The following is a 10315-nucleotide window of genomic DNA, read 5'->3' as shown; positions in this document are numbered from 1 at the left end:
TGACTTTTAATCAATTGGTCCCGCGTTCGAGTCGCGGACAGCCCACCATATTTAGAAAGCCCAGTTACTATCTTAGTAACTGGGCTTTTTTTCGTCTGGGCTTTTTAAACGTTGTTTTTGAGCTATTAGTTTCTTAGCTTTTATATACCTTTATTTATTATGCTTACGTTTAAACAGTCGAAAGTTATCTCTCTTGCGCCATAGTAGTTTATGTCTGATCGTATCTTTGATAGTACGTGGGTGCTTGGGCGCATGAGCGATAAACTCATCAAACTCTGTCTTACTCATTGCAAGCTCTCGACCATGTGCCATCATCACCATTGACGGTTGCAATGCCCTGATTTTTTTTAGCGACTGGACATAATCTTTAGGGTAGTAGACAGGAAATGGCGCTACGAACTTATGGCGCAATTTGATGATTAAATCAGCAGTGTATACTTCGCGACTGGGCAGATGAAACAAAGACAAATCACGATCCGTATGACCTGGTGTCTCTAGTACTTGCCATTCATCAAAGTGTGGCACAAGCTCGCCATCTGTGACAGTGATATCTGGTTTCAGACTTGCCGAGTAATATAGGTTTTTAAGTGGGCGGCCTTGACGTCTGGCCACATAATATCCTAGATGTATATCTACGAAGTGCATCGTGCGCCCACCAATACCGCTATACCACTGCTTTTTTCTATCTGCTGAAACAATTAGACAGCCCGTCTTTTCTCGAAACTTATTCGCACCGCCTGCGTGATCCGGATGCATGTGCGTGACCACTACTACTTTTAGATCGGTGACGGGTCGTTTTAACGTTGTCTTAATATAGTCAAGCACCATCGGTACATCAGCACGGCAGCAACCATCTAACAGCATTATTTTATCTGGATATACTGCCAGATAACTACTTTGAATATATCCTTCTAAACGTACAATTTCACATAGACTCATTGGTGTTCCCTACCTCATTCGTCGTTATTATTGTGAGGCTTTTGTTCAGTTTTATAGCCAATCTTTAGTATAGCGCCCGTCACCATAAATAAAATGACTTTGAGTGAACGCTTGTGACTATATACAAAAGTAATCTGATATATAGAGACGATGCAGCATACAATTAACGATGAACCATTTAATACTCATAACCGCATGTATGGTTCTATCCATGATAATTCTCACCTTATTAGCAAAAAGCAAAAACCCAGCACTTAGGCTGGGTTTAAGGAAACATTTAGTATCTTTTTTAGTATTTTGGATAATTCGTAAATTACCTACTTATCGACTAGGCAAGATCACGAACCTTTGGCTCACGTTCCCATAGACGAGACTTAGCATTGCTAATAAAGGCATCTAGCTCAGCCAATGGCGTCACAAATTCATCTTTTTCAACTGGCAGTTTACTTAGGATAAATTCATCAGTCGCGCCGCAATAGGCGATGGCTTTGCAATGATTGTACGCATCATTGAACCAATCTAACGCAGAGCTGTCCATGGCGAGCTTTTTAGCTTGGTCAGGCATGATGATACTAACGACAGCATCAAACATCACTGATGGACCACCAGCGAGGCGCTCATCAGCTTGTATGCGTGTACCATCATCCAATACGACTTCTTTATTAGGCGCTACAATCTTGACACTAGCACCCTGCGCTTTGGCAGCATCTTCGAATTTTTTGACTTCACTACTATTAGAGCCTTCTGCAACCAAGATACCGATCATACGACCTTTTAGTGTATCAGGCGTCAGACCAATAGTTTGTACTGCTTTAGAGGTTCCTAAGTCTTGGACAGATGCAGCTGCGTCAGCTGGCTCTGGTAGCTCCATACCCAATGCCGTTGCTACGCGATTGGCCAAGTCTTCATCGATATGAATCAAATGGCTAAGCATACGCGTACGTACATGGGCTGTATCTACTTTACCTAGCTCAAACGCATAAGCGGTTGCGATATGTGCTTGCTCAGTTGCTGTCTGACTACGATAGAACATACGTGGCTGGCTATAATGATCGGCAAAGCTCTCGTCACGTACGCGGCCTTTTACACCATCATCTAGTTGCTCATGGAATGAGTTGAAACCACGTTTAGCGCTTTCACGAGGACGAGTTGGATCTAGGCTTTGTGGCTCATAGAGTACACGTGTCTTAGGCACTTGCATTTGCATATGACCATCTTGCTGATTATTAGCAAACGGACACTTTGGCGCATTGATAGGAATCTGGGCAAAGTTTGGCGAGCCTAGACGTGATAGCTGTGTGTCTAGATAACTGAACAAACGACCTTGCAATAATGGGTCATTACTAAAATCAACACCCGGTGGCAGATGTGATGGGCAGAATGCTACCTGCTCAGTCTCTGCAAAGAAATTATCTGGATAGCGGTTCAATACCATCTTACCCACGACTTTTACTGGTACCAATTCTTCTGGAATCAGTTTTGTCGCATCGAGATGATCAAATGGGAATTCGTTGGCTTCTTCTTCAGTAAATAACTGTACGCCAAACTCCCACTCAGGATAGTCACCGTTGTTGATTGACTCAAACAAGTCGCGGCGATGATAATCAGGATCAGCACCTGAGATTTTCACTGCCTCATCCCATGTGGTCGATTGTACGCCCAATACTGGCTTCCAATGGAAACGTACAAAGGTGCTCTTACCTTCTTTATTGATTAAGCGATAGCTATGAATACCAAAACCTTCCATCATGCGTAGGCTACGTGGTAAACCACGATCACTCATCAGCCAAATTAGATTGTGCATGGTTTCAGGGCTTAGTGAGACAAAATCCCAAAACGTATCATGAGCAGACGCCGCTTGCGGGAAACCGCGATCTGGTTCTGGTTTTACCGCATGGATCAAATCTGGAAACTTCATCGCATCTTGAATAAAGAAGATTGGCATATTGTTACCAACGATATCCCAGTTACCTTCTTCTGTATACATTTTCACTGCAAAACCACGCACATCACGTGGCGTATCTTTTGAGCCTTTATTACCCGCTACCGTTGAGAAACGCGTAAATAGTGGCGTTTGCTTACCCGTTTCGGTTAATACTTTGGCAGTTGTATATTCTTCTAGTGACTCTGTCAGCTCAAAATAACCGTGTGCTGCGCTACCACGAGCATGGACGATACGCTCGGGGATACGCTCATGGTCAAAATGATTGATTTTTTCACGTAATACAAAATCCTCTAATAGCGTCGGTCCACGTGAACCTGCTTTTAGAGAGTTTTGGTTGTCAGCGATGGCCACACCTTGTTGCGTGGTTAATACTTTGGTGTCGTCACCTGCGCGCTGATGGGTTTCACCACCATTGCCACGTTCCGTATTCATGTCTTTGGCGGGGTCAGTATGATCGATATTATTATTCATAAAAAGTCCTAGCTAATAGATTGAGAGTGCTCTTTTAAATCACTAAAAGAGTGCCTACACAGGTTTGATATCCTTTGAGATAGTGGTGACTTCATCTGTCATTTATTTGTCTGTGTTTTCAGCATTGCCTAACGTTAAATTGATACCGCACTAAAATTCGTAAAGGAATAATAGGCTTAGGAGTTATACTACCCAAAAAATAAGTCAAATATAGTTGCGTATATAGTAAACCTTGTTGATGTTTGGTTAAGGTCTATAGACGCTATAAAGCAACTACTTTAGTTGGTCTTAAAGGCGCATAAACGTTAACAATAGAATCTTGTAATATAGTTATTCTTTAAGGTATGCTTTTTATGTAGTGCCAGAGACTATTGATAAATAAATTGGCAGGGTTTTAGCCTTATATTTATCTTATTTATATCGTTGGATTCAGATAATTTCGATACAAGAAAACCGAGCGCAAGCTATACATTAGTATGGTTAGCGAGGATGACGATGTAGCGGATTTATAGGGATTTGACAATGCGACTATTTTTATATAACTATAAGGCTACCTACCATGTTACCAACTCTAAGCTCCCCGACTAAAAAACCTTATCACTCATTGCTAGTAGGCGCGTCAATGGGTCTAATGGCATTAACGTTCAGTCAAACGGCTGCTGCTATCACGACCAAAAACGTAACGTATACGGTCGATGATAAAGCGTATGAAGGCTATTACGCCAAAGCAGATAAGCCAAATGCACCTTTTATCTTATTGATTCATGATTGGGATGGTCTAACTGACTATGAGCGCAAACGTGCTGATATGTTAGCGGCTGAAGGCTACAACGTATTGGCAGCCGATATGTTTGGACAAGGCATTCGCCCCACTTCTATCGAAGAAAACAAACGCCTAACTGGGGAGCTATATGATGATCGTAATAAAATGCGCCGCATATTGGCAGGGGCATTAACAGCAGGACAACTACAAGGCAATGATGTGCGTAAAGGCACGACTATGGGTTATTGTTTCGGCGGTACGGTCGCGTTAGAGCTAGCACGCTCAGGTTTTGAGCAAAAAGCCTTTGTACCTTTCCACGGTGCATTCGATATTCCAACCGGTCAAAGTTATGACAAAACTACGGGAGAAATCCTAGTATTCCACGGCTCTGCTGACCAATCTGTCTCGCTAGAGAGCTTTGCCACTTTGGGTAAAACATTAGAAGCAGCCAAAGTCCCTCATGAGATGGTTACCTATAGCGGCGCGCCACATGCCTTTAGCGTATTTGGCAGCGATAGATATGATGCTCGCGCCGATGAGCGCTCTTGGAAGCGCTACTTAGATTTTTTAGCAGAAGAATATAAATAACCTAGCAGCACAAGTTGAATAAGTAATAATATAAGCAAGCCCAAACAAAAAGACACCTTAATAAGATCTAATAATGATCCATTGAGGTGTCTTTTTATTTATTTAATTTTTGCCAACGCTTTAACAACTTAGCGCTTCTGAAATACCAATAGCTGATTATTAGCAGGCATCGCATACGTTTTGGAAAGTTGTAAATGATGAGCATTTGCTAAACTAACGACATCTTCTTTATCGCGAATGCCGCTATCAGGATTACTTGCTTTCAACATCGCATCAAATCGCTGATTACCTTCACTGGTATATTTACCATCTTCGTTAAATGGGCCATAGATAATCAGCTTACCGTCCACAGGTAGCACATTACTAGCTAATGTAAATAACCGCTCTACCAAAGCCCAGCTAATGATATGCAAAGTATTGGCTGTAAATATCACATCATAAGGTTTGTCTACATAACCGCTATTTAAATGACCACTATCTAAATGACTACTAACAGGTACGGAGTCCGTACTCAAATCAAACGCTAATGGCAAATATAAATTAGGTGCAGGATAAGCATTATGCCAAGCGATTATATGGCGATGATTACCAGTGACATCGCTGGTTTGCCATTGTACCTCAGGCAAGTTAGGAGCAAAGTAAACACTATGCTGACCCGTCCCAGAACCAACTTCTAATACATTATTAAAGCCTTGTAGCTCTGTTTGAAGTATTTCTAGAATAGGCTGTTTATTATTTTCACACGCCTGAGAGAATGGCAATGCAGCGATGTCTACTTTATTATCTGGATTATCGCTATCCATACTATCGTCACGCATCACCATCCTCCCAGACCGTTTGTTATGCTCTCAGTATTGATAGCAGTAGATGAACAAGCACTGCCTAAGACTAACCTAGTGGCCGCCTACTCACAACTCACAACTAATAAATACCTGCCTCTACCCCAGCAGCCAAGGTCATAGCAAGCTCTTCTACTTGCTCAGCAAAGCTATCTTGCCAATCACCTTGTAGTATCAGTGCCTCTTGAATCCATGACCAACGTAACCCCGTTGTAATCGTTTTGAGCGCAAGCTTGGTACCTGTACCATCATGCCCTGCGCGTATATATACCGCAAATGGCATGCCTTGCTTCTCTTCTAGCACTGGATAGTAGCAACGATCAAAAAAGTCCTTGGTCAGCCCTGCCATATACGCCAGATTTTCAGTCGTACCTAGCAGTAGCGCATCAGCAGCCAATACATCTTCAGGCTGCGTATCCTGCGGTGATTTCAAAATGACGTTGATATCTATATCAGGATGATTGGCACCGTCATAAGCTGCCTGCGCCAATTTCTGAGTATTGGGCGATGGCGCATGAGCGACGATGAGTAACGTCTTAGTAGACATATTAGGCTTCTGTGCCATTGTTAAATACTAGATTTTGAGTAATAGCAGGATCCAAGCTATTGCCTACTGGGCAGGTCAATGCGGTTTTATAAAATCTCTTTAAGGTACTCTCATCCAAGGCTTTTGAAAAATTAACCACGACATGTATTTCACTTACCCGCCTTGGTTTGGCAGCCATAACTTTGGTAACTTCTGCGGTCGTACCTGAGATATCGATATCCATCGCTTCGGCTTTGATACCAATAATTGTTAAGATACAACTACCCAAACTAGTGGCTAGCAAATCAGTCGGAGAAAACGCCTCACCCTTGCCATGATTGTCTGTCGGCGCATCGGTAATGATTTGATTATTCGACTGTAGGTGAATGGCTTGGGTGCGTAAATTGCCTTTGTAAGTTACTTTTGATGTTGTCATGGGGTTCTCTTTGGTAGTTGTTTTTTCTAGATTACTTCTTTTTAAATAGTATAACGCTGTTAGACAATAATAACTTATGCTCCATTAGTTACAATATGGAATATTAAGCTCTGTAATGTGCGAGAAAGGCCTTTATATATAAGATCTAATCACTTAGAACAGTTATCTAAACCTATAGTGGGACTTAATTTGTGGTATTGATTCAACTTAAAAGTATTATGATATCTAACTTGTAATTTCAGCTATATATTTCCCCATTTATCTACATAATTTTTTCTAACTTCGTCTTCGCAGCGATGACAAGCAAAATATCTAATAGCTTCCACATCTCCTGTAACGAAACTATCACAATTTTCACAATCTAAAGCAGCCCAACCACGATCTTCGCATTCAACACAAACCCACATACCTTCTAAGTTTAATACTGTTTGTTTTTCGATCTGACATTTGTGACAATAAGCCAATGGATCAGCCCCATCACCATAACGGACTTCAGGATCTTGCTCTTGATATATTTCAGTATATTTCTCCAGAGCATATTCAGAAGCTAACTCTATCTGACACTCAGTGCATTTATGATCCTTAACCATAAAGTACTTAACTTCTTTATTGCAGTTTAAACATGGTATTGAAGTTTCGATTGCTTTTAACTTTAAATCTTTCACATCACAGACTAAGCACTCGATATCTTCACCCCAGCCATGTGATTTAAGAACTTTAGCTGACTCTAATCCACATGATGTGCAAGAGACGATACGACTCCCTCTTTTCTTCTCTATTTCAATTTCATCTTGAATCAAATCAAACTTGGCTTTAAGAAAATTATGGTTCAATTTAACTTTTACATCTATTTCATCTATTAAGCCTAGATGGCTAGAAAAAATATCAGCCCAATTATTAGTTAATAGTTTATGCAAATGAAACCATGAGACCCAATGCTCGATAACTACTTCTGTCTCTTTACCTGAAAACCCTGTATGAGCAAAATGAACAATTTGATTTCGATGCTCACCCAAAGCTTTAAAATTATCCATAGCTTCTTTTTCAATGTTTTCTCCACAGATATTTTTCAAACGAATATATGCTTGCTCTAGATAAACAGAATGGAAGTCACCACTTTCAAATTTTTGCTTAACTGCTGATTCTGGCTTTGAAATAATGAGTGACCAATGCTCTTTCATTAGTCGAGCTTTAAAAAACAGCTCTATTGCAGTGTATAGATCGATCAGTGAGCTTTTAGGAGACTTTGACAAATTACTAACTGAAGATTCAAGAAAAATAATTCCATTAGTAACTACAGCAGTGAACCATCCATCAACGTCATTTTTATTTTGCTTAATATTACTTGCCACTGACATCTCCAAAAAATACTAAAAATTAAAAGCAATATTAGCAAGCCCCAAGATAACAAAAAGCACAAATAGTATGGCTCACTACTAAGTGCGACATAAAAGTAAATAGCCAGTCCAATACTCATTAACAAAGATAATAGATATATAGTCAGTTCATAAACAAAGAAATGTAGCATATGACTACGAAGATATAGATAAAGCTATACCTGAGATGCTTTATCGAAAAAACCAACTGCACGGCATAAATAGTTGAATAAAATTAGTAAAAAAGGGAAACTCTGTTCCAACTAAAACCTTTTGACCTACCCTCTACACTGGCCGAACGCTCCAGCCTATCTATAGATTATGCTATTCTATATTGGATATATATAAGCATTTATTTAGTTTTAGCAAATTTTTTAGTTATTGCTAATTAAATTATAAATCCAGATTTAAATACTTTGAATAGGCGTCCCGTATGTTTATAAAAAAACATTTTGTTCATTTATCTATTTTTACCATGATATTCATGTTTTGCAGTAATGCACAAGCTGAAACTCATCAAGATAAAATCCAAGTAAAGGTATTTATCGCAGCGATGTTTGAAATTGGTGAAAATAGCGGAGATAAAGCAGGCGAATTTCAGCATTGGTATAATCAATATTTTACAGATAGTAAGCCTATAAAAGTAGAAGGTGCCCATAGCCCAGTTTATTGTAACTCCGAAGGTGTCTGTGGTTCGGTATTAGGGATGGGTAAAGTAGGGTCTTCAGCATCCATGCAAGCAATCACACTTTCTCCTAAATTTGACTTTAGCAAAAGCTACTTCGTTCTAAGCGGTGTCGCAGGAACACCACCGAGTAAAGGCACGATAGGTGATGTCAGCTGGGCGTCTTGGCTCGTAGATTACGACTTAGGTCACCGCTGGAAAGCCGAAGAAGGTGAAAAAGGTGCACCTACGTTTACACCCCGCAAAGGCTATGAAGATATTCGCCGCTATCAACTTAACTTTGAACTGCTAAAATGGAACCTACATCTAAGCCAGTCAGTTGCTTTAAAAGATTCAAAAGAAGCCAGAGCCTATCGAATGAAATATCCTGATGCAGCAGCACGACGGAGCCCAGCTATAACCGTAGGCACCCATATGACAGGAGATACCTTTTTTCATGGTCCAGGACTGTCAAAACAAGCGCAATATATAGCTGAATTATATAATGCAGATGATTACATTATCACTGAAATGGAAGCCGCTGCAATAGCACAAGTACTTAACAGAACGGTAGGTATTGAACGCATCATGAGCTTACGTGGTGCAGTGAATTTTGACCAAGGTAATCCAAATGAGACCACGCTTCAACATCTAGATCCAGCGCCAGGAGAAACAGCTGGTGGCTTTGCAGAAACAGTAGAAAATATCGTGCTAGTAGGATCGAAAACTGTCGATCACATCGTTGATAACTGGGATGTCTGGGAAAAAGGTGTGCCAAAATTCAAAGAACAATAAGAACTTCAAGGCAAATTTTAAGCAGTACAACAAACAGTTAATAGTTAGCAATCAGTAAGTAGTTTCTAGAGTGGGTTTACGCTCATTCTGGGAACTACGATGGCTTATAGATTTACTACCAATATAGCTCTTCCATCATAGCTTCATTAGAAAATAATTAACCCCTCGATCCGCTTATGCTCATTAGATAGCATACGATTAAGTAAGCTATAAGATTCATCCTTGATATAGACCTCTATTCAATCTTTAGCGAGTTTTCTCACTCCATTTGAGTTACTCAAAAGACGACACTATCACTCAGCTAAATAATTAAGATACCGCATCACTCGCAGTAAAGGGTACTTGTCCCAACATCAATGCCTAATACTTCACGATTCTCTGCTTTATCATACTAAAAGGGTAGAAGCGGATATGGTGGCGTCGTCTATCGCTTATAAACTCTACTGGCTAAGTATAATCTAATACATTTGGTTAGATTCAACGGCATAGTCTTGCCTAATGATAGATACTTCTTTTGTCTTAGGGCACGGGTTTCGCTTTAAAATAGTACATACGCAATGAAAACATCTATGGTTCTGTAAGTAGTAAGGTTCGCATATACGTTATAGGATTGACAAAATAATTTCTAATATTAGATGAAGAAAAGCCCCCTCCGCGTTAGCGAAGGGGGCTTTATCTAGAATAGAGAGCTGACGATGACCTACTCTCACATGGGCGAACCACACTACCATTGGCGCTACGATGTTTCACTTCTGAGTTCGGGAAGGGATCAGGTGGGGCCATCGCGCTATTGTCGTCAGCAAAGGGGGTTAGATATGAGTCTGTTGTTGTTTTTATTGACATCAAGTTTGAGCTTGTTGTCGATCAACTTGTAACCTAACTGAATCAAGGTTAAAGGTGATATCGAAATGTTCTTTCTTATTCTATAGCCTGAGCTATACAAGATAGATTAATTAGACTTGTATACAAACCA

Annotated in this window: 8 protein-coding genes and 1 rRNA gene; 2 read left to right on the top strand and 7 right to left on the bottom strand. The window is 40.3% G+C overall.

What is annotated here, in order from left to right; all coding sequences use genetic code 11:
* Nucleotides 1–150: 150 nt before the first annotated feature.
* Together V6252_RS12785 and V6252_RS12780 are read right to left on the bottom strand one after the other, a co-directional pair.
* On the bottom strand, nt 151–939 hold the full coding sequence (locus V6252_RS12785) for an MBL fold metallo-hydrolase (RefSeq protein WP_341610702.1): 789 nt from the start codon (nt 937–939) through the stop codon (nt 151–153).
* Nucleotides 940–1267: 328 nt separating this feature from the next.
* Nucleotides 1268–3355, bottom strand: a complete 2088-nt coding sequence (locus tag V6252_RS12780; protein WP_341610701.1) for a catalase — start codon at nt 3353–3355, stop codon at nt 1268–1270.
* 559 nt (nt 3356–3914) lie between these two features.
* Between V6252_RS12780 and V6252_RS12775 the strand changes: the two genes are divergently transcribed.
* On the top strand, nt 3915–4706 hold the full coding sequence (locus V6252_RS12775) for a dienelactone hydrolase family protein (RefSeq protein ID WP_194620385.1): 792 nt from the start codon (nt 3915–3917) through the stop codon (nt 4704–4706).
* A gap of 128 nt (nt 4707–4834) precedes the next feature.
* On the opposite strand, the gene V6252_RS12770 is transcribed toward V6252_RS12775, so the two are convergent.
* The 4 genes from V6252_RS12770 to V6252_RS12755 form a co-directional block, all read right to left on the bottom strand.
* Nucleotides 4835–5524 (bottom strand): DUF938 domain-containing protein, encoded by a 690-nt coding sequence (locus V6252_RS12770; RefSeq protein ID WP_341610700.1) that lies wholly within the window; start codon nt 5522–5524, stop codon nt 4835–4837.
* Nucleotides 5525–5627: 103 nt separating this feature from the next.
* A complete protein-coding gene (locus V6252_RS12765) occupies nt 5628–6092 on the bottom strand; it encodes a flavodoxin family protein (RefSeq protein ID WP_341610703.1) in 465 nt (154 codons plus the stop codon).
* Nucleotide 6093: 1 nt separating this feature from the next.
* Entirely contained in the window at nt 6094–6507 is a 414-nt protein-coding gene (locus V6252_RS12760; protein WP_341610699.1) for an OsmC family protein, read from the bottom strand.
* 242 nt (nt 6508–6749) lie between these two features.
* Nucleotides 6750–7859, bottom strand: coding sequence for a hypothetical protein (locus V6252_RS12755; RefSeq protein WP_341610698.1), 1110 nt, complete (start codon nt 7857–7859; stop codon nt 6750–6752).
* A 508-nt stretch (nt 7860–8367) separates the two neighbouring features.
* On the opposite strand from V6252_RS12755, the gene V6252_RS12750 reads away from it, so the two are divergent.
* On the top strand, nt 8368–9342 hold the full coding sequence (locus V6252_RS12750) for a purine nucleoside permease (protein ID WP_341610697.1): 975 nt from the start codon (nt 8368–8370) through the stop codon (nt 9340–9342).
* Between the two features lie 687 nt (nt 9343–10029).
* Here V6252_RS12750 and rrf read toward each other — a convergent pair.
* Nucleotides 10030–10143, bottom strand: a 5S ribosomal RNA gene (gene rrf / locus V6252_RS12745).
* Nucleotides 10144–10315: the final 172 nt, after the last annotated feature.

The sequence above is a fragment of the Psychrobacter proteolyticus genome, from assembly GCF_038155145.1.
GTDB lineage: Bacteria > Pseudomonadota > Gammaproteobacteria > Pseudomonadales > Moraxellaceae > Psychrobacter > Psychrobacter proteolyticus_B.
This window is presented reverse-complemented; position numbering and strand designations above follow the sequence as displayed.

What these genes read in the sequence shown, in the direction of transcription:
- V6252_RS12785 (WP_341610702.1), bottom strand. Translation starts at nt 939, where the DNA reads ATGAGTCTATGTGAAATTGTACGTTTAGAAGGATATATTCAAAGTAGT.
- V6252_RS12780 (WP_341610701.1), bottom strand. Translation starts at nt 3,355, where the DNA reads ATGAATAATAATATCGATCATACTGACCCCGCCAAAGACATGAATACG.
- V6252_RS12775 (WP_194620385.1), top strand. Translation starts at nt 3,915, where the DNA reads ATGTTACCAACTCTAAGCTCCCCGACTAAAAAACCTTATCACTCATTG.
- V6252_RS12770 (WP_341610700.1), bottom strand. Translation starts at nt 5,524, where the DNA reads ATGCGTGACGATAGTATGGATAGCGATAATCCAGATAATAAAGTAGAC.
- V6252_RS12765 (WP_341610703.1), bottom strand. Translation starts at nt 6,092, where the DNA reads ATGTCTACTAAGACGTTACTCATCGTCGCTCATGCGCCATCGCCCAAT.
- V6252_RS12760 (WP_341610699.1), bottom strand. Translation starts at nt 6,507, where the DNA reads ATGACAACATCAAAAGTAACTTACAAAGGCAATTTACGCACCCAAGCC.
- V6252_RS12750 (WP_341610697.1), top strand. Translation starts at nt 8,368, where the DNA reads ATGTTTTGCAGTAATGCACAAGCTGAAACTCATCAAGATAAAATCCAA.